Here is a 26,903-nt window from a genome sequence, read left to right on the forward strand (position 1 = left end):
TATCATAATATTACAAATTAAAGTACTTTTAATTCTCTTTAAGATATTATATTATATTTACTAACTTGCCTCTAAATCATTTTTTTATGCTTAATATAAAAAATTTTTTTATAACAAACTCCTAATAAGCTATAATGTTTACATCATAAACGATCAGGCAACGCTATAACTTTGTATGTATGGGTAATTTCTCTTTTTAGGACAGGATCAATCATTAGAAGTTTATATTTCTTTGCAAACAAAGTCTCACTACTTAAGATTGGAATAGTACCACTAAAAAAACAAAATTTCTCATTATTATAAAAATAATCTGATTTTATGTGTTTGATTAATTCTGTTATCTGTAAAATATTATTGAGCTTTCCTTCTTGGTATAGAATATATTCTTCACTATCCTCAAATTTTACAAAACATTGAAGTATTATTTCATCAAAATGATTTTTTATATCATCATAGCGCCAAAAAATATTTGAAATAATTTTAGTGCAAATCTGTTTTGATTTTGAAACTGAAATTGATTCTAATTCCCTGTCTGTATGATCACTTGCTACTGTTATAAACAGTTCATCACTGGCATTAAATGCAGCAAAAAATTCAATTTCTCCTGAAGTTTTATCACCTATTACATAAAGTGTATCTGTGGTAGAGATGCGTTCAGGATCAAACCAATAAACCGCAGGTATTGACTGAGGTATTGGAACGTTTAACTTTTTTAATTCTTCAATATGTCTATTAACAGATTCTTGATCTCTCCCAGTATAACCTAAAGCAACAGCAAATTCCCAATCTAAATTAATTTCTGCTGTCACATTATCTCTATTCACTACTTTAGCTTTTAACATTTAAAACTCCTTTTTGTTAAACAACAATTCATAAACTATAATAGTTAACTTGTTAAAAAAATATTTTATAATTTACTAATTAAACTTTGCTGGTAAATACAATACTATCTCAGGAAACATTATCAACACAGCAATCATTATTATCATCATAATTACAAATGGTACACTACCAATAATAATCTCTTTTATAGAACCTTTTCCTCTAACACCCTGCACAACATATAGATTTAAACCAACAGGGGGAGTAATGAGAGCCATCTCTATTAACAAAATAAGCAATATGCCAAACCAAATTGGATCAAACCCCAAATTTAAAATAACAGGATAAACAATTGGTATTGTTAATACCATCATCGATAATGTTTCGATAAAAAAACCTAACACGATGTACATTGCAATAATAATAAGTAATGTATTTAAAGGTGAAAAACCTAAATTTCTAATAAAATCCTGTAGAATATCAGTTAATCCTAATGAAACCAGAATAAAATTTAAGTATGTGGCAGCAAGTAAAATTAACATTATCATCCCTGTAGATCTCATTGTGCCTTCAATAGATTCTTTCAATAGATTTAAATTCAAATTACCTCTAATTGCCGTAATTATTAAAGACGCTATAACTCCCATTGCTGCTGATTCTGTAGGCGTTGCAAATCCAGCATAAATTGAACCAACTACAACTAAAAAAATAATTAAAATTGGTAATAAATTTGTAATCGTTTTAATTCTCTCTTGCCAACTTATCCCCTTTTTAACTTTACCTAGCTTAGGATTTATTATGCACAAAATCAAAATCATAAACATAAATAAAAACGCTAACATAATCCCAGGAATAATACCTGCCACAAACAATCTTGGAATAGATGTATTTGTTAAAAATCCATATACAATTAAGTTAATTGATGGAGGAATTAATATACCTAACGTACCTCCTGCTGCTATCGATCCTGCAAACAAACTTTCATTATATCCATATTTTTCAGCTTGGGGTAAAGCTAATGTTCCAATTGTTGCAGCAGTAGCTACACTTGAACCAGAAGTTGCTGCAAAAAGAGCAGAAGTCATTATGTTAGCATGCATTAGACCACCAGGTAACCATGATAACCATTTATCAATAGCCTTGTATGTATCTCCAGCGATACCAGATTTTAACAAAATTTGTCCTAACAAAATAAAAAGAGGAATCGCAAATAATACAAAACTTGTATTTTCTGACCATGCCACATCACCTATGGCCCTTATAAGAGGAAATGGTGAATATAATTTTTCTAAAATTATCCCTAAAACTCCCATTGTAGCTGCAACAGGTATGCTTAACAACAATAACGTTAACAAAATAATTAAAGAAACTATTGCAATATTCATACTTTTACCCCTAAGCTGCTTTTTCCTTTTCTATTTCCTCTTCTAAAGTAGAAGCTCCTCCCACATTATAAGCTTCGAAATAATCCTTCTTTACTATTAGTATTAAAATCCTTAATAACATTATAAATATAACCACTACAAAGAAAATGAGACTTATAATCCATAAGCCCTGAGGAATCCAAAGAGGCGTGTGTAATGGTGTATTAGCTACAGATTTTTTCTCCCATGACGTATAAAAAAAGTGATAGGAATAATAGGTTAAAGGTACAAAAAATATTAACAATGACAAATAAGAAAGCACATCTAAAATAAGTCTAAGTTTTAAAGAAAATTTGTTGTATAAAATATCAATACGAACATGTGCTTTTGTTAAAAGAGCATAAGCAAAAATCCATCCACTCATAACAGCGAGGGTATAACTTGAAAGTTCAATAGAACCCCTTATAGAATAGGAAAACAGTTTTCTCATTAAAACATCTGCACATATAAAAAATGACATAAAAAATAGAAGTAGCCCCTGTATTATAATCCCATAAAAACAAATTTTCTTTACAATAAATAATCCTTTTTCACTGACAGTGTCTAAGAACTGTAACATCACCACTCCTCATAAAAAAACATGAGGTGTGAAAAACACACCTCATGTCTGTTTATTTGTTTGCTTTTAACCCTACTACTTTTCCAATAGTATCATTCCATTTTTCTACAATATCAGGAGTCACTTGTTTTGCCCAAGCTGGTAACACGTCATTTACCAATATTTTTTTCGACAACTGCATATCTTCTTTTTTAATATCAACTAGTTTTAACTTATTAGGTTTTCCATAATCGCATTTTCCTATGCCTGTTAAACAATTAATTCCCTGTACAGTTTCCTCATCAGCATCTTCCCAAGCAGGAATCTCTAATTTTTCTTTAATTAATTTACTCAGAAGTTCTTGCTCTGATTTGCTAAGACTGTTCCATACATCCATGTTCATTACTGTGATAACATAATCCCAGCCTCCAATAGGCAATGGATATAAATAATTAGTAACATCACCCCATCCTGCAGAATATCCTGACAAAGATCCAGTAACTGCACAATCAACTACTCCCCTTTGTAAAGATGTAGCCACTTCACTAAAGCTAATTGTCACTCCTGTTGCACCCAAAGCATCAATAAATTTTGAAGTAGTCCAACCACTTGCTCTAATTTTTTTACCTTTAAGATCTTTTAAACCATCAATTTCTACTCTACAAAATAATACCTGAGCTGGATATGGAACAACAGCTAATAATTTTGCATTAAATCTTTTTTCAATAATATCTTCCATAACAGGTCTGTAAGCTTCTACTACTTTTTTAGCTAATTTAAGATCAGGTGCTAATGCAGGCAAATCCAACCCAGCTAATCCTGGAGCATCTGAAACAACATAATCAGCTACAGTTGATACAACATCAAATACTCCATTATTCATAGCTCTTAATACAGAAGCTCCTTTAAGCTTCACTTGACCTAAAGAACTCATAATTGTTTTTGTTTTTCCGCCAAAAGCATCAGGCAATATTTCTGTCCAAAATGGTTTTTCAAATTGCTTATAAAGAGCCAAACTGCTCCAGCTACCAACAACTCTTAAATTTTTTGGAGCTGCATAAAGTAAAACAGAAATACTTAGAAAACATAAAGCTAGCAAAATTACTTTTAAGGATTTTACTTTCATGGACAACCTCCCTTTTTTTTATAACTGCTTTACTGCATTTTAAAACAATGCAAAATCTTGATTCTTCAGATCTGTTATAAACATATGCCCCGGAGAATGAGTAATCATAAAATCGATCTTTGAATTTACAGCAACAGCTTGAGGCGTAACTCCACATGCCCAAAATACGGGAATATCATTTTCTTCTATTATTGGAGGATCACCATAATCTGGTTTATTCAAATTATATATACCTATCAACTCTGGATAACCTATATGTACTGGCGCTCCATGAACAGATGGAAATCGAGCTGTAATATTTGTAGCTTTAACTACCAAATCATATGGAATTGAACGCATACTTACAACTAAGGGGCCATGAAAAACACCTGCAGGATTTGTCTGAATATTAGTTATATACATAGGAACATTTCTATTTGCCTCAATATGTCTCACAGGTATACCAGCTTCCAATAATGCCCACTCAAAGCTAAAACTACACCCTAATAGAAAAGCAACTAAATCATCATTCCAGTATGAAGTTATATCAACTGGCTCATCTACAAGTTTTCCCTTTTCATACACTCTATATTTTGGAATATCAGTTCTTAAATCAGCATTATCCGCAACTTGTTTTGTATATGGTGAGCCAACATCTGTCACTTCTAATAACGGACAAGGTTTTGGATTTCGTTGTATGAACAACAAAAAGTCAAATGCATATTCCTTTGGAAGCACAACTAAATTAGCTTGGGCATATCCTGGTGCAACACCAGACGTCTGTCCTACAAATTCACCATCTCTAATTTTTCTTCTTATTTTTTCAGACTCCTTCATGTTACACCTCGCTTTTTCCAAAGCCACCACCACCAGGTGTCTCTATCCTAATAATATCACCTTTTTTAAGATTTATATTAAACTTACCAGGCATTTTCTTCTTTTCACCATTTGAAATAATTATATTTTCTCCAGGTTTTCCAGGTTCACCCCCATTCAAACCATAAGGACTGAACCTTCTCCTCTCTGTAAGCATTGTCACTTCTGCGTCATTTAACAATTTTATTTGCCTTACAATTCCATCACCACCTTTAAACCTACCATTTCCTCCAGAATCTTTCCTGATACTGTATTCTTCCACCATCATAGGATAGGTAAATTCAAGAGCTTCAACCGGTGTATTAAGAGTGTTTGTCATATGAGAATGCACTGCTGATTCACCATTTGCAAAACTACATCCCCCCATACCACCACCAATAGTTTCGTAATAGGTAAAAGGCTGACCATTTCTCTCATCAATACCGCCTATTGTTATATTATTCATGGTCCCCTGACTTGCTGCAGGAATCTCATCTGGTAGAGCCTTGGAAAGAGCACCTAGCAATACATCAACTATCCTCTGCGATGTTTCTACATTTCCTCCCGCTACACTGGCTGGAAATTTAGCATCCACTATACTCCCTTTACGAGTTTTCAGAATAATTGGTCTTAACAATCCAGCATTTGTTGGAATTTCATCTTTAACAAGCGATCTGAATACATAAAGAACAGCCGAAAGTGTAATGGAATAAACAGCGTTTACACTACCTTTAACCTGGTCATCACTTTCACTAAAATCCACAACTACATTATCTTCATCTACAGTAATTTGAACAGCAATCTTTATCTTTTCTCTATCAATCCCATCATCATCCATGTAGTCTTCAAATTTATATGTTCCATTAGGAATATCTTTCAGTCTGTTTTTCAAAATTTTCTCAGAATAATCCATTATAGCTGTTGCATAATTTTTCATCATATCAAGCCCATAACCTGCAACTAACTCCTCGATTCTTTTAATACCTGTCATATTAGCCATAATTTGGGCAGTAAAATCCCCTTCCCTCTCATATGGTGTTCTCACATTGTTAAGTAAAAATTTCATCAGAGGTTCAACTATTTCTCCTCTCTCCACAATTTTTAAAGGTGGAATAATCAACCCTTCCTGGAAAATCGAAGTGGATAGAGGCATTGATCCTGCAGTCATACCCCCTATATCTGCATGATGAGCTCTGTTTGCTACAAAAAACTGTGGTTTTTCCTGCCCTAAAAACACTGGTGCAACAATAGTTACGTCTGGGAGGTGTGTCCCCCCTTTATATGGATCATTAAGAATCACCATATCACCATCTTTCAAATCCACATTTTCAATTGCAGACTTTACACTCATTGGCATTGAGCCAAGATGCACAGGGATATGAGCTGCTTGTGCAATCATATCTCCATTCTCATCAAAAATCGCACAGGAAAAATCCCTTCTCTCTTTAATATTTGGTGAAAAGGCTGTCCTGTTTAGTGTAACCCCCATTTCTTCTGATATGGATACAAATCTATTTTTGAAAACTTCCAATAGAATAGGATTTATTTTCATTACAGCACCTCATACATTGATTATTAAATTTTCAAAAGGATCCACCTCTACCAATGAATTTGGTGGAATAACTATTGTTGATGAATATTCTATTACTATCGCTGGGCCTTCAAACTTGTTCCCATATTGCAGAAAATCTCTATTAATTACCTTTGCAGTAGCCTCTTTCCCATCGAAAATCACTTTTGTATCGCCAAGCAAAGCCCTCTCTGATATTTTTTCAACTTTTTTTGTTTTCCTCTCAAATTCAGGCTTTTCCATTTTCCCTCTTGCTCTCAACCTCAAGTTTACAATCTCAACCCGCTTATCATAGTTTGCATAACCGTACAGTCTCTTGTGATATTCATGAAATGTATTCACATAATCTTCAGTAAATGGTACTATAATTTCATAGGATTGCCCAAAATATCTCATATCAAGATATAATTCTAACGTAATATTTTCTTTTTCAATTCCTTCATTCAACAAGTCTTCAACACCCTGTTTTTCCAATTCAGCAAAATAACCTTTCAACTCATCAAAATTTAATGCTTCTTTCAGCATAATTGTCTTTGAATAATCCTTAATAATATCTGATAGTATCATTCCAATGGCAGATAATATCCCAGGATTCTTGGGCACAAACACTCTTGGAATACCCAGAAGTTTTGCAAGAAAAGCTGCGTGCATACCACCTGCTCCGCCAAATGAAAACAGGGTAAATTCTGAAGGATTGTATCCTCTTTCCACCGAAATTACTCTAATTGCGCGCTCCATATTGGTATTAGCTACTTCCAAAACCCCTTCAGCAAGCTCAACTTTTGAAAGCCCAAACTCTTTAGCTAAACTATCAAAGTATTTTTCAAGTCTATCTCTATCAAGCTTCATACGACCGCCCAAAAAATGATCAGGAATAAGTCTTCCAAGGTAAAGATTTGCATCTGTAACAGTAACCTGTTCACCTTTTCCATAACATATAGGTCCAGGATCAGCCCCAGCACTGATGGGTCCAACTCTCAGAGCACCACCTTCATCCTTGTATGCTATTGAGCCTCCACCAGCACCTACAGTATGTATATCAATCATAGGAACTTTTACAGGAAATCCATCTATTTCTGATTCAACTGTTAATGGAAGACTACCATCTATTAATGCAACATCAGAGGAAGTACCACCCATATCAAAAGTAATAAGTTTTTCAAAACCTGCCATTTTCCCTATTTCAAAAGCACCAACAGCTCCGCCTGCTGGCCCCGACAAGATGGTTCTTACAGACTCAGTCATTGCAACTTCTGCAGAAATAATACCACCATTTGACTGCATTATTCTCAATTTGCTTCCTTCCGTTAAATTATCCTTTATATGGCTTATATATCTATCCATCTTTGGTGAAACATATGCATTAATTACTGTGGTTGAAAGCCTCTCGTATTCTCTAAACTCCGGCAATATTTCACTGGAAAGACAATAATGAAAACCATGTTTTTTTAAATACTCACCAACTATCTTTTCATGCTCACTATTTAAAAAGGAAAATAAAAAGCAAACTGCCACAGACTCTGCTTCAAAAGCTTTTAACTTATCAATTACCTTTTCAATATCCTCAATTTTAATATCTTTGACTAGCTCCCCATTTGCATTTACTCTGCAATCAATTCCAAATTTCATCGATGAAGGTACAAGCGGCTTGTTTTTCTGAAAATACAAATCATATAAATTTTTTCGATTTTGTCTCCCTATCTCAATAACATCTTCAAAACCTTTATTGGTAATAAGGGCAGTATTTGCTCCCTTCTTTTCTAAAATTGCATTTGTCGCAACAGTAGAACCATGAGTAATATTTCCAGGTTTTCCCTCAAGAATATATTCAAGCCCTTTCAGTACAGCTTCCGCAGGATTGTGAGGTGTTGATAAAATCTTGTAGACTCCCCATTTTCCGTCTTTCCTATAAATAAAATCTGTAAACGTTCCACCGGTATCTACCCCAACTATTATCATTAACTCCTCCTACTATCTTTTACAATATCGATAAGCATATTTACTCCTTCATCATCATGAAACCTTGAATAGACGATCAGGTTCTTTACTTTGCTAAACAATTTCTGATTTGATTCATAAAGATGCTTTAATGTTAATACATATTTTGCTTTATTAATAAGCTCTTTTTTTTCGCTAATCTCATCTAGAGTAACAAAAATTAAATTCTTATACTTTCTTTTTAAAGCATAATAAGAATCTTCATATCTTTTTTTCATTTCCTCATTAATTGCAATAACAAGAATTGTGTCTAACAAACTCACCTTTGAAAAATTAATCAAAGAATCAATTGGCGGTGTAATTTTTAACGGAAATATCTTGACTACGTTATTAGCATAATTCTCAAGACGTTTTAGACAATAATAAGTAGTAATAAGCAAACCTTCTTCAAGATACCCTTCCTCTAGCCTTTTTAACGCTTCAGAAATCAAAATAGGTTGTATTTCAACACCAAGATATTCTTCAAGCTCTCTTCTTCCCACATATAAATTTAAATAATCTTCATCTACATAATATATATCGGTCTCGACATCTCTGTTTATTGCATTATAAAAGGCAAAAAGAAGTTCATCATTAAAAAAACCGCCCCCTTTCATTTTATTAACAATTCTAGTTATCTCATCTAAAAATACATGAAAATTTTTCTTCTTATTAAACATTTCTTTATTTATTTTAAACCCTTTACCTCTCAATGAAACAAAATATCCCATCTTTTTCATCTCAGAAAATACCAGTTTTACAGTATTAATATTGACATCCAACTCGTCAGCAACATCATTTAATCGGTAAAAACAGTTCTCATCACCAATAAAAAAAAGTTCTAAAAGTTTCATTTTAACAATCGAAGTCTTATTTAAGATATCTTTCATAAACAAAAAATAAAATACTGTTTAAATAAATGCAACACTTAAACCTATTTTAGTAACTTATCGGTATTTTTTTCGAAAAATAAGCAATAAAATAATCTATAAAATTATCAATCAAAGATAATACAATATACTTTTTCTTAGATTTTCCAGGGATGGAAAATTTCAAAACCTTTAGATTCAAGATGTTTTTCTACTTTATGTTTAAACAACCCATCAAATCTGATAGAAACTATCCTTTTATAATCACCGGTATTTGAAACTATCACAGAAATAATGTTTATCCCAAGCTCTTTAAATTCTCTTGCAAGATGCTCCAGCATACCTGGCTTATCTTCTAATACCACATCCACTCTACTACCTGGCTCTTCAAGCCCCATAATTGAAACCATCGCTCTAAGGACATCATATCTTGAAATTATACCCACTACCTTTTCTTCATCGTTTGTCACAGGCAATGCACCAATTCTACCCTGATAAATATAAAGTAGAGCATCCTCCAATGTATCATTTTCATTGATGGAAACCACATCTGTTGACATAATCTCTTTAACCAACTCAGGTTTTTTGTCAAAATTTTCTCTTTCATCAATCTTAGAAGTTGGTAACACTTCCCTAATATCGCTTTTAACAACTATTCCAATCAGTCTCTTATCATTATCTATAACAGGCAGATGCTTTACATTTTTTATATTCATAATGTATGCTGCAGTTTCTATTTTTGTATCAGGAAAAACAGAAATCACATTTTTTGTCATCCAATCTCTAACAAACATAGCAACCCCTTTTATTAAAAAATACCAAATATTTCATCTGTAACAAACAAATCATATACATCTATCATTTTATCATCACTCAAAGCATCAAGAAAGTTTAAAACACATCTTGATAATATATCAGGTTCATATCCACCTTCAAGAGTAACAAATAAATGTCCTTCACAAAATTTGTCACTTAAGTATTTTAACGCATAGCCAATTTTTCTGTATAAGGAAGTACTATATCTCAAATCACCAATGATATCATCTTTGTGTCCATCAAATCCTGCCGAAACAAGTAATATTTCAGGTTTAAATTCATAAAAAGCTGGAACAACTTTTTCAACAAATTCCTTACCAAAATCATTATCATCTGCTTCAGGTTTTAATGGAATATTGCGTGTAAACCCAGAGCCAGCCCCTTTACCTTTTTCAAAGAAACGACCAGTACCTGGGAATAAAAATGTCGGATGCTCATGAATACTTAGATAAAATACTGAATCATCCTCATAAAAAATATTTTGCGTACCATTGCCATGATGAACATCAAAATCAAATATAAGTATTTTACCAACACCATGTATCTTTTGTAAATACTTTGCAACTAGAGCAATATTATTGAAAAAGCAAAACCCAAGAGCCTTGTTTGTATCTGCATGATGTCCTGGTGGTCTTCCTGCCACAAATATCTTTTTCGGTTCATTTGACACAATATAATCAGCTGCAAAAAAGTGCGCAAACACATTTTTAACTGCCACATCAAAAGAATCACTACAAATAGAATTATCTTTATGCATAAAATATTCCTTTTTCTTGCAAGCTGTTCTAAATTCATCAATATAAGGCTTTGTATGAACTAATGAGAGCAATTCCAAATCATAACAATAATCAGGTATTAAATAATTTATTAAATCTGAAATTTCTGAATTCTTAAGAGTAGCAATAAGTTTTTTGAGGCGCTCAGGATTTTCAGGGTGGCCCACAAATGTTTTATGCTCCAGAAAAACTTCATCAAAAACCAGATTTACCAATTAAATAATTCTCCTAATTCAACGTTTATTCAAAAATTTTCTTTATCAATATACCCCAAAGTTGCTAGCAACTAAATTCAAAATGGTAAGAATATGTTTGCTTATATGGCAATCTATCCAGAGAAATGCTTATTCTTTTTTTATGATGTTTTCAAGCAGTTATTTTGATATCTTCACTGGATTTAATTAAAAATACTTTTTATGTTTTTAATATACTCTAAATAAAAAATTTATGTGCATCACAATTATTCTTAATTATAGTAACTTTTGTAAGAATTACTGTAACAGTATAACAACCATACCCTTTTTATATCTTTCACTTCAAAGTCTTACTATTGCCTTTGTAGGACAAACCTCTTCACATTTTCCACAATTTGTACATTTTTCTGGTTGTATGAATGCTACATTATTTTCCACCATTATAGCATCAACTGGACAATTCTTTGCACATAATCTGCATGCAATACACCCAACAGAACATACCTTTTTAGTTTCTACACCCTTATCCTTTGACGAACAAGTAACAAGATACCTTTTTTCAACATCAATAAGTTCAATTAAATTCCTTGGACAAGCTTTTACACACAATCCACAGGCTGTACATTTATCTTCATCTACAACCGGAATTCCGTTTTCTCCCATTTTAAGAGCATCAAAATTACATGCTTTTACACAACTACCTCCGCCAACACACCCATAAATACAACCTTTATTACCACCACCTAGCAATACAATGGCATGACAGTCTAACGGACCATAATAGTCATACTTTGAAGGGCATTCATTATGACCACCCTTACACTTTATTTTTGCTACTTTTTTTACAGTTGTACCGACTTCTAATCCTAATAGCTCTCCAATTTTTTCAGCTAACTCTGCACCGCCCACTGGACAGGCAGTTGGTGGTGTATCTCCAGAAACAATAGCCTCTGCTAAAGCTGAACAGCCAGGGTATCCACATCCACCACAATTTGCACCAGGCAAAAGTTCATTGACATCTTCAATTCTTGGATCTTTTTCTACACTAAACTTTTTAGATGCCAATAGTAGTCCAAAACCTGCTGCAAAACCAGATGCACCAACAACAATTATAGCTTCAATCATCTACTTACCTCTTTGTATCATATTTTTACCAATCCGGAAAAACCCATAAAAGCAAGAGCAAGAATACCTGCTGTAATAAAAGCTATTGGCAACCCTCTAAAATAAAAAGGAACATCTGATAATTCAATACGTTCTCTTATTCCTGCAAAAAGTACTAGGGCAAGGCCAAACCCCAATGATGAACCAATTGTAAATACAAGCATCTGAAGAAAATCAAATTTAAATTGAATATTTAATAAAGCAGCTCCAAGTATTGCACAATTTGTAGTTATCAACGGTAAAAAGATCCCAAGGCTCTTATAAAGGGCCGGAGACGTTTTTTCTATAACCATCTCAACAAACTGAACTAAAGATGCTATTACAAGAATAAATACAATAGTTTGCAAATAAGCAAGGTTTAGTGGATTAAGAACTGTATATTGTATTATCCATGTAATAACACCTGCTATAGTCATAACAAAGGTAACAGCAAAAGACATCCCTATGGCAGTATCAAGCTTTTTAGATACTCCGAAAAAAGGACAAATACCTAAAAATCTACTTAAAACAAAGTTGTTCACAAGAACAGCACTTATAAAAATAAGTATTAACTCTTTCATACCCCACCTTTTTTTGACAAATTATCTACTACTTTTCATTAGCAAGCAATTAAGTTAAAGACTTTTTATTATTTTTCTCATCTAAGTAATTTATAATAAAAAGTAAAAATCCTAATGCTATAAATGCTCCTGGAGGTAAAATCATAACAATAGCTGGGCTAAAACTTTCTCCAAATAAATTTATACCAAGAATAGAGCCATTACCAAACAATTCTCTAACACATCCCAAAATAAAAAGAGCTAATGTAAAGCCTAAACCTATACCAAATCCATCTATTAAAGAATCTATTGCATTATTTTTAGATGCAAAACTCTCTGCTCTACCAAGAATTACACAGTTTACAACAATCAAAGGGATAAATAATCCCAAACTCTTATGCAAACTATGAGCATAAGCATTCATCAGCAAATCTATCATTGTAACAAAACTTGCAATCACTACAATATAAGCAGGAATCCTCACTTTAGAAGGGATAAAATCTTTTATCAAAGAAACAACAATATTCGAACATACAAGCACAGCAGTTGTTGCAAGCCCCATTCCTATACCATTTTTTGCAGAAGTAGTTACAGCAAGAGTAGGACACATTCCCAATACTTGTTTAAAAACAGCATTGTTTTTCCAAAGCCCTTCAAAAAAAATTCTCATTTTCATTTTGAGCCCTCCAACACATCCTTCACTATAAACTTTAATCCATTCTTAACAGCTTCACTAACAGCACGAGGACTGATCGTGGCACCACTAAACTGATCAATTATACCACCATCCTTCTTCACAGCAATATTATCTTTTAGAGTAAGCCCTTTAAATTCATCTTTAAACCATTTCTCTTCTATTTTTGAACCAAGACCAGGAGTTTCAGCATGCTTTAAAATTTCAATACCTGAAATTTTTCCATTAATATCTACACCTATAAGTACTACAATACTACCACCATATCCTTTTTCAGAAATTGACTTCACAGCATAACCAACTATTTTCCCACCTTTTTTAGCCACATAAACAGTTTTACCACCTATAACTTTTAAATCTTTATCTGGTGAATTATCATATTCTGGCAACACTACTTTTAATGCTTTCAGTAACTCCAGTCTATATTGATACTCAATCTTCTCTTTGGTCATAGAATTGACAATAGCAAGAGCTGTAGCAGCAATTACACCAATCACAGTCAAAACAAATACCATTTTAAATCCATTATCACGCACTGGTAACCTCACCAAAACTTTTTGGTCTTAAATAATAATCTATCAACGGAACAAAAGCATTCATAATAAGAATAGCAAAAGAAACTCCTTCAGGATAGCCACCAAACAATCTAATCACTGCAGTTAATATACCACAACCAATACCAAAAATAACCTGCCCTTTTTTCGTAACAGGGCTGGTAACCATATCTGTAGCCATAAAAAAAGCACCAAGCATTAAACCTCCTGAAAAGAGATGTAACAACGGATTCAAGGTCTTTTCAGGACTAAATATCCAATAAGGAATTATAACAACCAAAAAAGCAGTAATATAACTTACAGGTATGTGCCATGAAATTATTCTTTTATAGAGTAAGAACAAACCACCCAAAATTATTGCAATGGCAGAAATTTCACCCAGTGAACCACCCACATTACCTAAGAACAGATTACTTACATTGGCAATTTCACTTGATACAATTTTTCCATAGGTAAGCACTTCTGTTTTTGACTGCCCAAGTGGTGTTGCTACACTAACCGCATCAATCATAAACTTTTGCGTAATAGGTACAGGCTTTATCCAATTTGTCATCTGAGCTGGCCAAGAAATAAGTAAAAACACTCTTGCCACTAAGGCAGGATTAAATGGATTTTGCCCAAGACCACCAAAAACCTGTTTTCCCACAATAATAGCAATAAAACTACCCACAAATATTAACCACCATGGACTTGATGGAGGCAAATTCATAGCAAGTAAAATGGCTGTCACTAGTGCAGAATTATCATGTAAGGTTATCTTTCTTTTACTGATTTTCTGAAAAGCTGCTTCAAAAAAAAGAGTAAAAATAATTGTTAAAAGATATGTTTTTACAGCATAATAACCAAAATAGTAAATTGAAACACCCATAGCAGGAATTAAAGCATAAACAACATAAAGCATTATTTTGTCTGTTTTCAATTCGTCCCTCTCATGAGGGGAAAAGGTAACTAATAACTTATTTTGCTGCATCTTTCTTCTGCCTCATCATATTCATTATTTCTCTCTTTGCTGTTTTAAAGTATCCCACAAGAGGTCTTCTTGAAAGGCATACATAACTGCAACAACCACATTCAATGCAATTTAAAACATGCCAATCTTTCAATGTTTCATACATTTCATTAACAGAAAATTGCTCCATTATAGCTGGTACAAGTCCCATAGGACATGCTTCTACACATTTACCACATCTAATACAATTATTCATTGATAAATCAGGTAAATCAGTATCTCTATACAAAATAATGCCACTAGTTCCTTTCATTACAGGAGTATCTAAATCAAAAATGGAAAACCCCATCATAGGCCCACCCATTACAATTTTTTTTATATCTCCAACAGGTCCACCACAAGATTCTATTAATTTTCTTACCGGTACACCAATTGGTACAATAAGATTTTTAGGCTCTTTCACCGCTCCGGTTATGGTAACCACTCTTTCTATAAGAGGTTTTCCCCTCTCAAAAGCTTCATATATAGCAAGACATGTCCCCACATTGTGAACAATAACACCCACTTCCAAAGGCAATTTCCCTTCAGGTACAACCCTATTAACTGTTGCTTTAATGAGTTGCTTCTCACCACCTTGAGGATATTTTACATCCAGTGGAATTACTTCAAACTCATACTTGACAATCAATTTCTCAAAGGCATTAATAGCATCAGGCTTATTTTTTTCTATACCGACAATCAATTTTTCTATTCCAAGTTCGCTCTGTATTAACTTTGCACCCTTTATTATTTCAACTGTATTTTCAACCATTAGTCTATGATCACAAGTAAGATATGGCTCGCATTCAGCACCATTAATTATAAGGTAATCTATTTTTTTTGGTGGAGCCAGTTTCACATGAGATGGAAAAGTTGCGCCACCAAGACCTACAATCCCCGCAGCAAGAACTTTATCCTGGAATTTATCAGTATCCTCAACAAGAACAAAATCATTATCAATATCTGTAACTCTAATTTTCACAGAAGGTACACTACCCATTATTGGATGAGAAACATTTTCAATCTTTAACACTTCCCCTGTAACAGAAGAATGAATATTAGCACTGACAAACCCACTTGATCTACCAATAAGCTGCCCTCTCTTTACAACATCCTTCCTTTTAACTACCGCTTTAGCTGGCGCTCCTATATGTTGAATAAGTGGAATTGCAACTTCATCTCCAACATTTAATTCTAATTTTTCAATTTTCTTACCACAGGTTTTCTCTTTGTTGTACTTAGGATGGATACCACCTTTAAAACCAAAATACGGCATACTTCACCTTACTTCTGTATTTTTTTTTGTTCAACAATGATTTCTGTTTCGCTTAAAAGCTCATCAGCAAAAGAATCATTATAATCTTCTTCATATACAATTCTTTTTATCCCAGCATTTATAATCATCTTTGTACATATGGTGCATGGTTTTGTATTTGTATATATTGTTCCTCCTTTGATAGAAACACCGTGATATGCCGCCTGTATTATTGCATTTTGTTCAGCATGTAAACCCCTACACAACTCATGTCTTTCACCCGAAGGAACATTCAATTTCACCCTCAAACACCCCACAATTTCGCAATGTGTAATATTTTTAGGAACACCATTATATCCTGTAGAAAGAATCTGACTATCCTTAACAATTACTGCTCCTACTTGTCTCCTTAAACAGGTAGAACGCTTTTTTACAATATTCACAATTTCTAAAAAATATTCATCCCAATCTGGTCTCAATACAGTACACCTTTATATAATGGATATTTTTCACAAAGGACCAAAACCTCTTTTTGTATATTTTTGATAACTCCTTCATCATTAATATTCAACAATACATCAGCAATTAAGTTACCAATAGCTTCCATAGCATCCTCTTTCATTCCTCTTGTAGTTACTGCAGGTGTTCCTATCCTTACGCCACTGGTAACAAATGGACTTCTTGTTTCAAACGGTATAGTATTTTTATTAACAGTAATATTTGCTTTACCAAGCGCCTCTTCAGCATCCTTACCTGTAATACCTTTATCTGTTAAATCTATAAGCATTAAATGATTATCAGTACCACCAGAAACAAGTCTAAAACCTCTATTTTTTAGAGTTTCCGCAAGTACTTTAGCATTTGCAACAATTTGCCTCTGATACTCTTTAAAATCATCGCTCATAGCCTCTTTCAAGGCCACTGCCTTTGCTGCAATTATATGCATAAGGGGACCACCTTGAATGCCAGGAAAAATTTGAGAATTTATTTTCTTTGCATATTCTTCTTTACAAAGTATAAGACCACCCCTAGGCCCTCTTAATGTTTTATGAGTTGTTGTTGTAACAAAATCGGCATATGGAACTGGAGAGGGGTGAACACCAGCAGCCACAAGCCCCGCAATATGAGCCATATCTACCATCACATAGGCACCAATTTTATCAGCAATTTTCCTAAATGCCTCAAAATCTATGACTCTAGGATATGCACTTGCACCTACTACTATCATTTTAGGTTTGTGTTCTAGTGCAAGACGTTCTACATCTTCATAGTTTATGGTCTCAGTTTCTTTATCTACCCCATATGAGACCACATTAAAATATCTACCTGAAAAATTCACTGGACTACCATGAGTAAGATGACCACCATGACTTAAATTCATACCTAAAATTGTATCACCTGGTTGCAATACAGAGAAATACACTGCCATATTTGCCTGACTGCCAGAATGAGGCTGTACATTGGCATGCTCTGCACCAAAAAGTTCTTTTGCTCTATCAATCGCAACCTGCTCTGCAATATCCACAAATTCACAACCACCATAATATCTTTTACCAGGATACCCTTCAGCATATTTATTTGTCATTATTGAACCCTGAGCCTCTAATACTGCTGAAGAAACAAAGTTTTCACTTGCTATTAACTCTATATGAGTTTCCTGCCTTTCAATCTCTTTAATCAATGCATTATAAACTTCATTGTCAATTTTTTTTACATTTTCATATAAACTCATTTATTTGCCTCCAAATATTCTAACCAAAATTTAGCTGCCAATTCATCTATTTTGTTGACTCTTCTTAAGTGTCTTCCACCTTCAAATTCTGTATTTAACCAGGTATTCAAAATATCTTTTGCAAGCTCAATTCCAATAATCCTTCCCCCAAGAGCCAGTAAATTAGCATTATTATGAAGTCTACTCATTTTAGCAGTATAAGAATCCCAACACAGAGCTGCTCTCACACCAGGAAACTTGTTTGCTGCAATTGATATTCCAATACCTGTCCCACAAATAATAACCCCTCTTTCTATTTCTCCCCTCGAAATAGATGCTGCAACTTTATAAGCATAATCAGGATAATCCACAGATTTATCATCATATGTACCAAAATCTTTAACAATATATCCTAAATTTTCCAGGTATTTTGATATGATAGACTTAAGATAAAAACCACCGTGATCAGAGCCTAAAGCAATAACTTCTTTACTCATAACAATCCCTGCGTTTTATTTTTAATGAGTCACTGTTCTATAATCTAAAACACTTAATATGTCAACACAAACAAAATAGTATTACTAAAAACTTCTCTCATATCACATTATCAATAGTTTCTAGGAATATCTAACATTCTTTGAATAGATTTTAAAGCTTTTTCTCTGATTTCCTCATCAACAGTTATAACATATCGTTCTTTTATAAGAGCATCATAAACTTTACGTAGGTTTGTTTTCTTCATATTTTTACAAACAAAATTCTCATAAGCAAATATAAATTCTTTATCTGGATTTTCTTTCCTCAATCTATATCCCACCCCTTGCTCAGTACCTATAATAAAACGCTTTTTGTTACTTTCTTTGACATATTTGTAAACCCCTGATGTAGAACAAACATGGTCAGCAATATCGATTACATCAGGTGGACACTCAGGGTGTGCTATAAAAACAGCATCAGGATATTTTTTCTTAAGTTTCAACACTTGCTCTTTTCTAACTTTATGATGTATTGGACAAAAACCATCCCAAAGAATTACTTCCTTATCAACAAACCGAGAAACATAATGGCCAAGATTCTTATCAGGAACAAAAATAACTTTATCTGATTTAAGGGAATTTACTACATTAATTGCATTCGCAGATGTACAACAAATGTCACATTCTGCTTTAACTTCTGCTGATGAGTTTACATAACAGACAACAGGGACTCCAGGATATTTATTTTTTAATTCTCTAACACCTTCTGCTGTCACCATATCAGCCATTGGACACCCTGCATCAATTTCAGGTAACAACACCTTTTTATTAGGAGAAAGAATATATGCAGTTTCTGCCATAAAATGAACACCACAAAAAACAATTGTCTTTTGTTTTACCTTTGATGCTTCAATACTTAAACCTAAAGAATCACCTGTAAAATCTGCTATTTCTTGAATATCATCAATTTGGTAATTATGAGCTAATAATACAGCATCTTTCTCTTCTAACAATTTTCTAATTTCTTTTTTAATATCCATAGAATTACCCCTCAATTACTTTAAAAATTTTATTAAATTTTTTTACCTTCATTGTATCTTTGTCTATAGATAAAACTACGGCATTAAATACCATTTTTCCTTTCTTTTCAACATCAAATTTTAAAGGTATCCCTGTAAGAAACCTGTTTATAGGAGCACTTTTTTCCATCCCTATTACAGAATCAAGTGCTCCACACATACCAACATCTGAAATATAAAATGTTCCTTTTGGAAGTAGCCTATCATCATTAGTTTGAACATGGGTATGAGTTCCAATTACTGCTGTTGCTCTTCCATCAACATAAAGGCCAAAAGCATTTTTCTCACTTGTTGCTTCAGCATGGAAGTCTACCAATACTACATTTCTTGATACTTTTTCATAGATGTTATCAAAAGCTCTAAATGGACAATCAGCCAAAGACATAAAAACTCTACCCATTAAATTGATAATTGTAACTTCCATATCTCCTACTGCTACAGAAATAAAACCATTACCTGGCACTCCTTCTGGATAATTTGCTGGTCTTATAAGATAGTCCATCTTATCAAATTGATTTACTGTTTCTTTTTTATCCCAAATATGATTACCGGTTGTGATGATATCGATCCCTTTATTTCTCAACTCCTTATAAATTTTCTCATTTATACCAAAACCACCTGCAGAATTCTCACCATTGGCTATAACCAAATCAATTCCATACTCATATTTTATTGAATCAAGAAGAGCAGATACTACCTTCCTACCTGCTCTCCCTATTAGGTCACCTATAAAAAGTATATTCATATCAGAATCATCCTATCTTTACTGATTCAAAGCAACCATTTAAACTTTTTATTTTATAAAACAAAAACATACAGTTATTCACCTATTTAGCATACTCTACAGCTCTTGATTCTCTAATCACTACCACTTTTATCTGTCCTGGATAAGTAAGCTCCTCCTCAATTCTTTTAGAAATATCTCTTGAAAGTGTAATTATCTCATCATCTCCAATTTTATCTGGTTCTACAATAATTCTAACTTCACGACCCGCCTGAATAGCAAAACTTTTATTAACACCTTCAAAAGAACCAGCAATTTCCTCCAATTTTTCTAAACGTTTAATATAAGATTCAAGAACTTCTCTTCTAGCCCCAGGTCTAGAAGCAGAAATGGCATCAGCAGCTTGTATAAGTACTGACTCTACAAATTTAAACTCCTCTTCACCATGGTGAGACAAAATAGCATTTATCACCATTGGATGTTCATTATATTTCTTAGCTATCTCTACACCTATCTCTGTATGTGAACCTTCACTTTCTTGATCAATGGCTTTACCAATATCATGCAAAAGTCCCGCCCTTTTAGCTAATTTTTCATCTAAACCTAACTCAGCAGCCATAATTCCTGCAATTTTTGCAACCTCAATTGAGTGTGCAAGAACATTTTGGCCATAACTAGTTCTATACTTTAATCTACCAATTAATTTTAACAAATCAGGATGAATATTATGTAAACCAAGATTAAATGCTGTTTCTTCTCCTATCTCAAGAATATATTTTTCTAATTCAGCTTTACTTTTTTCATAAACTTCTTCAATTCTAGCTGGATGTATTCTGCCGTCAGCAATTAATTTTTCCAACGTCATTTTAGCAATTTCTCTTCTAAACGGATCGTAAGACGACAATATAACCGCTTCTGGTGTATCATCAACAATGATATCAACACCAGTAATACTTTCAAATGTCCTAATATTTCTACCTTCACGCCCAATGATTCTCCCCTTCATCTCATCATTTGGCAAACTTACAACAGAAACAACTACTTCTCCAACATATTCAGGAGCACATCTCTGAATAGCTGTAGCAATTATGCTTTGAGCTTTCTTCTCCGCCATTAATTTTGTTTCTTCTTCAACTTCTTTCAAAGTTCTTGCAGCTTCCTTTTTAGCTTCTGCTACCATTTCATTAATAAGCATTTCTTTTGCTTCATCACGAGTCAACCCAGCAACCTTTTCTATCTCATTTAATAATTGACTCCTTAGATTCTCAGCCTCTTCCATTTTTTCTTTAATCTGCAAAAGTTTGTTTTCTAATTCTTGCTCCCTTTTTGAAATCAATTCTTCTTTCTTATCAACAAGTTCTAGTTTCTTATCAATTGTTTCTTCTTTTGAGATAAGTCTTTTTTCTTGCAGTTGAAGCTCTTTTCTTTTCTCTTTAACCTCTTTATCAAGCTCTTGCTTACCTTTGAAAATTATTTCTTTGGCTTCAAGTTTTGCTTCCTTAACTATTTCATCCGCTTCTCTTTTTGCTCTGCTAATAATCTCTTCTGCTGTTTTATTCAGCCTAATATTCTCATTTTCATTCTTTTTCTTCTGAATAATTATTCCAAGCAAAAATCCAATAATTAAACCAACAACAGCTAGTAACACATACAACCAAATCATTATTCGCCTCCTATTATTCTTTTTTCAGTAATAATCAGGTCTAGTTTTTCATCATGATCATCCACAGGTAGCTTTTTAACTACCTGGAAGTCGTAGGCAAACCCCACACATATCTTTCTTTTCGAAAACTTTAAAAACTGATCATAATAACCTTTACCAAAACCAAGTCTAAAACACTCTTCATCAAAAGCCACACCCGGCACTACAATTACATCAAACTTATTTAAATCTAATTTTTCAGTTGGTTCAAAAATCCCATATACATTCTTATTCATTTTATTAAAACCTATAAATTCACCAACATAAAACTTTTTATTATCTAAAATTGGTAAATAAACTTTCTTACTTTTCTTATAAAGACAACTAATCAATTCAATAGTTCTCACCTCATTATCAAAACTATAATAAAGAAGGTAACTCTCATAATCTCCACACATAGATAAGAACTTATCTACAATTACTTTACTCTTTTTTCTAACCAGAGATTCTTTCATGTTATTTCTTAACATTCTAACATTTTTGCGTAATTCACTTTTGTTCATACTTTTCAGATCCCCAAAGTCGTTTAAGTCTTTCCAAAAATTTTGACTCAAACCCCATTTTTGAAGGTTTATAAAACAAAATGTCTTCATTACAGTAAGCCTGTTTTACAAAACCACCATAATCAAAAGGATACTTATACTTTCTACTCCCAGCTATTAAATGATCCGGAGGTATAGGATTTTTTTCTTTTAAAAACTTTTCACACTCTTTCAAAGCAACATAAGAACAATTACTTTTTGGACATGATGCCAAATATGTAACAAGCTGAGACATAATAATTTTACCCTCAGGCAAACCAACTTTTTCAAAAGCTTCATATGCGGCATTTGCAAAAACTAGAGCATCTGGCATTGCATTTCCCACATCTTCCGAGGCAGAAATAAGAAGCCTTCTAAAAATTATCTTTGGATCCACCCCACTTTTCAAAAGCTTAAAACACCAAAGTAATGCAGCATCAGGATCACTACCCCTTATGCTTTTAATCATTGCTGATAACACATGATAATGCTCATCCTTCGAGTATCTGAAATCATACGGGAGCTTATCAAGTATTTTTTTATCAAAGATTAAAGTCCCATCCTTTCTTTCAGCTATCAGTGCTGAATTTTCAATAGAAATTAATAACCTTCTAATATCACCATCAGCAATTTGAAGCAAAAGTTCTATAAATTCATCTTCAACTTTTACTTCTTTAACAGCAAATTCTTTTTTAACCCATAAAATCCCTTTTTGAAAAATCTTCTTAAGCACTGCTTTGTCTGGCTTTATTAAATTGAATAATAAACTCCTAGACCTCAATGGTGGAATTAAGTTGTAATATGGATTTTCAGTAGATGCCCCAATCAATTTAATGTACTGTTCATCAATTAAATTTAACAGTAAATTCTGATGAGACTTACTATAATGGTGAATCTCGTCAATGAAAACAATTGACTGTCGGCCAAACCCTTTTGTTTCTTCTGCAATTCTTCTTATATCAGCAGCGTTACTGTTTGCTGCATGTAGCCTGTAAAAACTTAAAGAATGAAACTTACCAATAATTGAGGCAATACTCGTTTTTCCACTACCAGGTGGACCAATTAATATTAAAGATGTAAAATCTCCCCTTTCTACTAGTTTTCTAAAAAGGGTATTATTTCCTGTAAGATGATCCTGCCCTATAATATCTTCAAATTTTTTAGGCTTTAAAGCATCTAATATTTTCATATCACCACATAAAAAAAAAAGCCCCCGCGAGTGCCGACCGTGTAGTCCATTTGCAGCCCTGGCTAACCAGGTTGAGGGAATCACGGCTGCTTTAGGCTTCCCACTACAAGGTGGGCCTGCACACCACAGCCAGTATCATCCCTCATTTAAGAGGTGTTGGCTCCAAATTTTCTACACTGAATCGCACACCGCAGGGGCTTTTCTTAACCCTCTGCCAAATTAATTTTTTTTTCTATTTCACCAAGTTTAACTTCTAAAAAAGTTATTTCATTTCTTAACTTTAAATACTCAGCAGCCAAGTTAAATGCTGCCATTATGGCAATCTTAGAAGTTGTCAAAATTTTATAATTTTTTTCTATATCTCTCATCCCATTTTCAACCAGTTTTGCAGCTTCTTTCAAAAACCCCTCATCTAACTCCGATCTTATTCTATATTTATTGCCATATATAGATACTTCTGAAACCTTCAAACCGCCACACCTCTTATTAAATCCTATTAACCAGGTTCTCAATTTTTTCAACTATTAAAAATTTTTCCTTTTCATACTCCTCAATTTTTAACTCTAATTGTTGAATCTTTTCTTTTAATTCAGTATTTTCAAGTTGTAACTCTTTGTAATTTTTTAACAGTTTGTCAATTTTATTTTCTAATGCTTCAAGTTTTTCTCTTAATCCATCCATATTAAAAATTTACTATAAACTTATTATCCTGTCAACGACTACTTACACTGGAGTCACCCCATTTTTTGTACAACTTTGCTTGAAATTGTTTATGGAAAAACATTTTCTAAGTCCAAGTTCCCATAAAACCGCCATGGACGGCGGTTTTAGAGGAACTTGCCTCAGAGCAAAACCGGATGTTTTGCGAGAATGAAAAAAACGTTTTTCCACAAACAATAACGTATATCTATTTGAAATATAAACCAGTTTGGGGTTATTTAGATAACCCAATTACAAACCAAATTTTCTATCTTAACTCTGCACCAAATTTTTCTCTTAAATCACTAATGATTTTCTCAAGCAAATTATTTGTTTCTTCATCAGTCAAAGTTCTTTCAATTGAACTGAAAAAGATTCTAAAAGTAATGCTTATTTTTTCATTACCAATTTTATCACCTTTATAAACATCATAAAGGATTACTGCATCTATAAGATTGCTCATCTTTTCAATAGATTTAATCATATCGTAAACAAAAACATCTTTATCGACAACTACAGATAAATCTTTAGTTACTGAAGGAAATACTGAAAACTTTTTATATTTAATTTTATTTGACTCAATTAGCTTAACAATTTCATCAAAGAAAATTTCTGCTATGAATATATTTTTATCAACATCTAAATATTCAATAATATCAGGATGAAGCTCTCCCATAAACCCCACTCTCTTACCATTACAAATTAAATATGCGCTTTTACCAGGATGCAAAAACCTTTTATCACTTCTTTCAAAAGAGTACTTCAACTTATAATTCAAAAAAATATTTTCTACAATGCCCTTAAGATAATAAAAAGGCTCAACCGCATCTTTTACTAACCAAGATAAAGGCCAAAACTCGCTTGTAATCGAAAGAGCTAAATGTAATTTCTGTTCAGGCAGTTTATCTTCAGAAGTTTTAACAAAAACATTTGCAAACTCAAAAAATCTACCATGAACAAACCCTTGTCTAAGATTTCCAACAATATTTGTTATGAGCCCTGGAAACACATAAGTTCTAAGAGCATTCATATCTTCACTTAAAGGATTTTTTAAATACACAAATTTCTCTTTTTCATCAAATTTAGCAAGATAATCGTCATTCATAAAAGAAAAATTAATAGCCTCATAAAAACCAAGCGTTTTCAAGCTTTCTCTAACTTCTTTTTGAATCTTTAAAAATAATGGTGCTTGTTTGCTATCAGCTTTTATTTCAGGTATTGTGGTATCAATCTTATCATATCCATAAACTCTAGCAATCTCTTCTGCAATATCCACCCATCTTTCTATATCAACCCTATGTGTAGGTACTTCAACTTCATAATCATTATTACTATGAGAATAAACTTTAAATTGTAATCTCTCCAGAATATCCTTGGCTTCTTCAGTTTTAATATCAGTACCAAGCAACTTATTGACTTTTGATAAACTAAAAGTAACTTTAACAGGTTTCACCTTATCATAATCATTTGATAGTACCCCTTTTAGCACCTTTCCATCAGCATATTCTTGCAATAAACATGCTGCATAATCAACCATGTTAAATACATTACCTTTATCTATCCCCCTTTCAAACCTGTACGATGAATCTGTTTGCATACCTAATCTTCTTGCTGTTACCCTGATACTTTCAGGTTTAAAATAAGCACATTCTAAAAAAACATCTTTTGTCTTATCACATATACCAGAATGCTCTCCCCCCATAATCCCAGCAACAGCTATAACCTTCTCTTCATCAGCAATTACCAACATATAATCTTTTAATTCCCTCTCTTTACCATCTAGGGTTATAATTTTTTCACCAGGTTTTGCAGTCCTAATAATCACATTTCCTTTTAGTTTTGACATATCAAACGTATGTAAAGGTTGCCCATACTCAAAAAGAACATAATTTGTTATGTCAACCACATTATTTATAGGCCTTACCCCTACCGAACGTAATCTATTTTGCATCCAAACAGGAGACTCTTGTATTTTCACATCTTTGATAATCCTACCTAGATAAATAGGACATTTATCTTTATCTTTCACTTCTACTTTCTTGTAATCAGCCGCATTTTCATCCACTTCAGTAAGACTATAAGTTTTATTCTTCAACGGTAAATTGAATAATGCTGAAATTTCTCTTGCTATTCCATAAATACTAAGACAATCAGCCCTGTTTGGTGTAATAGAAATATCAAGAATTACATCTTCTAAACCAAGATATTCACTAACATTTTCACCTAACTTCTCCTCAGATACATTCAAAACCATAATTCCATCACTTTTATCTTCTAAACCAAGTTCAGATGCAGAACAAATCATACCATAAGATTCAATTCCTCTAATTTTAGCCTTCTTAATTTTTAATCCAACAGGTAATTTAGCACCTATCCTAGCAAAAGGAACGATTTGACCAGAATCAACATTAGCCGCACCACAAATGACCTGATATGTCTCCAAACCATCGTATACTTTACATATGGATAATTTATCAGCATCTGGATGCTTTACTTTTTCTAATACCTTCCCAAAAACAACATTATCGACTTTTTCTTTAATTACTAACTCTTCAACTTCAAGTCCACTCATGGTAAGCTTATCAACTAAATCTTTAGGATCAATACCTTTTATATCTAAAAAATCGGATAACCAGCTATAAGATACCTTCATCACCTAATC

Annotated in this window: 27 protein-coding genes and 1 other RNA gene; all 28 read right to left on the reverse strand. The window is 32.9% G+C overall.

The window, feature by feature from the left end; genetic code table 11:
* Nucleotides 1–143: 143 nt before the first annotated feature.
* The gene (locus tag OWK30_RS08120; protein ID WP_423325376.1) at nt 144–842 is read right to left on the reverse strand and encodes a DUF2848 family protein; all 699 of its coding nucleotides are present in this window, start codon (nt 840–842) and stop codon (nt 144–146) included.
* 75 nt (nt 843–917) lie between these two features.
* Complete coding sequence (locus OWK30_RS08125; RefSeq protein ID WP_423325378.1) at nt 918–2,207, reverse strand: TRAP transporter large permease; 1,290 nt, start codon at nt 2,205–2,207, stop codon at nt 918–920.
* Between the two features lie 10 nt (nt 2,208–2,217).
* A complete protein-coding gene (locus OWK30_RS08130) occupies nt 2,218–2,805 on the reverse strand; it encodes a TRAP transporter small permease subunit (protein WP_423325380.1) in 588 nt (195 codons plus the stop codon).
* Between the two features lie 52 nt (nt 2,806–2,857).
* Nucleotides 2,858–3,910: a TRAP transporter substrate-binding protein gene (locus tag OWK30_RS08135; protein ID WP_423325382.1), complete on the reverse strand. Its 1,053-nt coding sequence runs from the start codon at nt 3,908–3,910 to the stop codon at nt 2,858–2,860.
* Between the two features lie 39 nt (nt 3,911–3,949).
* On the reverse strand, nt 3,950–4,726 hold the full coding sequence (locus OWK30_RS08140; RefSeq protein WP_423325384.1) for a putative hydro-lyase: 777 nt from the start codon (nt 4,724–4,726) through the stop codon (nt 3,950–3,952).
* Nucleotide 4,727: 1 nt separating this feature from the next.
* Nucleotides 4,728–6,296, reverse strand: coding sequence for a hydantoinase B/oxoprolinase family protein (locus tag OWK30_RS08145; RefSeq protein WP_423325386.1), 1,569 nt, complete (start codon nt 6,294–6,296; stop codon nt 4,728–4,730).
* Between the two features lie 9 nt (nt 6,297–6,305).
* Complete coding sequence (locus tag OWK30_RS08150) at nt 6,306–8,273, reverse strand: hydantoinase/oxoprolinase family protein (RefSeq protein WP_423325388.1); 1,968 nt, start codon at nt 8,271–8,273, stop codon at nt 6,306–6,308.
* Nucleotides 8,273–9,181 (reverse strand): GntR family transcriptional regulator, encoded by a 909-nt coding sequence (locus tag OWK30_RS08155; protein ID WP_423325390.1) that lies wholly within the window; start codon nt 9,179–9,181, stop codon nt 8,273–8,275. Before OWK30_RS08155 ends, OWK30_RS08150 begins: the two co-directional genes overlap by 1 nt.
* 137 nt (nt 9,182–9,318) lie before the next feature.
* The gene (locus OWK30_RS08160; protein WP_423325392.1) at nt 9,319–9,954 is read right to left on the reverse strand and encodes a CBS domain-containing protein; all 636 of its coding nucleotides are present in this window, start codon (nt 9,952–9,954) and stop codon (nt 9,319–9,321) included.
* Nucleotides 9,955–9,968: 14 nt separating this feature from the next.
* The gene (locus OWK30_RS08165) at nt 9,969–10,967 is read right to left on the reverse strand and encodes a histone deacetylase family protein (RefSeq protein ID WP_423325394.1); all 999 of its coding nucleotides are present in this window, start codon (nt 10,965–10,967) and stop codon (nt 9,969–9,971) included.
* Nucleotides 10,968–11,288: 321 nt separating this feature from the next.
* Nucleotides 11,289–12,071, reverse strand: coding sequence for an RnfABCDGE type electron transport complex subunit B (locus OWK30_RS08170; protein WP_423325396.1), 783 nt, complete (start codon nt 12,069–12,071; stop codon nt 11,289–11,291).
* Nucleotides 12,072–12,088: 17 nt separating this feature from the next.
* The gene (rsxA, locus tag OWK30_RS08175; RefSeq protein WP_423325397.1) at nt 12,089–12,670 is read right to left on the reverse strand and encodes an electron transport complex subunit RsxA; all 582 of its coding nucleotides are present in this window, start codon (nt 12,668–12,670) and stop codon (nt 12,089–12,091) included.
* Between the two features lie 49 nt (nt 12,671–12,719).
* Complete coding sequence (gene rsxE / locus OWK30_RS08180) at nt 12,720–13,325, reverse strand: electron transport complex subunit RsxE (RefSeq protein ID WP_423325399.1); 606 nt, start codon at nt 13,323–13,325, stop codon at nt 12,720–12,722.
* Complete coding sequence (locus tag OWK30_RS08185; RefSeq protein ID WP_423325401.1) at nt 13,322–13,879, reverse strand: RnfABCDGE type electron transport complex subunit G; 558 nt, start codon at nt 13,877–13,879, stop codon at nt 13,322–13,324. Before OWK30_RS08185 ends, rsxE begins: the two co-directional genes overlap by 4 nt.
* Nucleotides 13,872–14,867: an RnfABCDGE type electron transport complex subunit D gene (locus tag OWK30_RS08190; protein WP_423325403.1), complete on the reverse strand. Its 996-nt coding sequence runs from the start codon at nt 14,865–14,867 to the stop codon at nt 13,872–13,874. Before OWK30_RS08190 ends, OWK30_RS08185 begins: the two co-directional genes overlap by 8 nt.
* On the reverse strand, nt 14,854–16,161 hold the full coding sequence (gene rsxC, locus OWK30_RS08195) for an electron transport complex subunit RsxC (RefSeq protein ID WP_423325405.1): 1,308 nt from the start codon (nt 16,159–16,161) through the stop codon (nt 14,854–14,856). Before rsxC ends, OWK30_RS08190 begins: the two co-directional genes overlap by 14 nt.
* Nucleotides 16,162–16,169: 8 nt before the next feature.
* Complete coding sequence (locus tag OWK30_RS08200; RefSeq protein WP_423325407.1) at nt 16,170–16,619, reverse strand: deoxycytidylate deaminase; 450 nt, start codon at nt 16,617–16,619, stop codon at nt 16,170–16,172.
* Nucleotides 16,616–17,872, reverse strand: coding sequence for a serine hydroxymethyltransferase (locus tag OWK30_RS08205; RefSeq protein WP_423325409.1), 1,257 nt, complete (start codon nt 17,870–17,872; stop codon nt 16,616–16,618). Before OWK30_RS08205 ends, OWK30_RS08200 begins: the two co-directional genes overlap by 4 nt.
* Entirely contained in the window at nt 17,869–18,348 is a 480-nt protein-coding gene (gene rpiB / locus OWK30_RS08210; RefSeq protein WP_423325411.1) for a ribose 5-phosphate isomerase B, read from the reverse strand. Before rpiB ends, OWK30_RS08205 begins: the two co-directional genes overlap by 4 nt.
* 110 nt (nt 18,349–18,458) lie before the next feature.
* A complete protein-coding gene (gene nadA / locus OWK30_RS08215) occupies nt 18,459–19,367 on the reverse strand; it encodes a quinolinate synthase NadA (protein ID WP_423325413.1) in 909 nt (302 codons plus the stop codon).
* Nucleotides 19,368–19,371: 4 nt separating this feature from the next.
* Nucleotides 19,372–20,151 carry a TIGR00282 family metallophosphoesterase gene (locus OWK30_RS08220; protein ID WP_423325415.1) on the reverse strand — a complete coding sequence of 260 codons (780 nt, stop codon included), beginning with the start codon at nt 20,149–20,151 and terminating at the stop codon, nt 19,372–19,374.
* An 82-nt stretch (nt 20,152–20,233) separates the two neighbouring features.
* On the reverse strand, nt 20,234–21,793 hold the full coding sequence (gene rny / locus OWK30_RS08225) for a ribonuclease Y (RefSeq protein ID WP_423325417.1): 1,560 nt from the start codon (nt 21,791–21,793) through the stop codon (nt 20,234–20,236).
* Nucleotides 21,793–22,335 carry a 5-formyltetrahydrofolate cyclo-ligase gene (locus OWK30_RS08230; RefSeq protein ID WP_423325419.1) on the reverse strand — a complete coding sequence of 181 codons (543 nt, stop codon included), beginning with the start codon at nt 22,333–22,335 and terminating at the stop codon, nt 21,793–21,795. The genes rny and OWK30_RS08230 overlap by 1 nt, the downstream gene beginning before the upstream one ends.
* Nucleotides 22,322–23,542 carry an AAA family ATPase gene (locus tag OWK30_RS08235; RefSeq protein ID WP_423325421.1) on the reverse strand — a complete coding sequence of 407 codons (1,221 nt, stop codon included), beginning with the start codon at nt 23,540–23,542 and terminating at the stop codon, nt 22,322–22,324. The genes OWK30_RS08230 and OWK30_RS08235 overlap by 14 nt, the downstream gene beginning before the upstream one ends.
* A 17-nt stretch (nt 23,543–23,559) precedes the next feature.
* A non-coding RNA gene (gene ssrS, locus OWK30_RS08240) (6S RNA) lies at nt 23,560–23,742 on the reverse strand.
* A gap of 3 nt (nt 23,743–23,745) precedes the next feature.
* Nucleotides 23,746–24,012: a cell division protein ZapA gene (locus OWK30_RS08245; protein WP_423325423.1), complete on the reverse strand. Its 267-nt coding sequence runs from the start codon at nt 24,010–24,012 to the stop codon at nt 23,746–23,748.
* Between the two features lie 16 nt (nt 24,013–24,028).
* Nucleotides 24,029–24,223, reverse strand: a complete 195-nt coding sequence (locus tag OWK30_RS08250; RefSeq protein WP_423325425.1) for a hypothetical protein — start codon at nt 24,221–24,223, stop codon at nt 24,029–24,031.
* Between the two features lie 286 nt (nt 24,224–24,509).
* Entirely contained in the window at nt 24,510–26,894 is a 2,385-nt protein-coding gene (gene pheT / locus OWK30_RS08255; protein ID WP_423325427.1) for a phenylalanine--tRNA ligase subunit beta, read from the reverse strand.
* Between the last annotated feature and the right edge of the window lie 9 nt (nt 26,895–26,903).

The organism is Deferribacter abyssi (assembly GCF_049472655.1).
Lineage (GTDB): Bacteria > Chrysiogenota > Deferribacteres > Deferribacterales > Deferribacteraceae > Deferribacter > Deferribacter abyssi.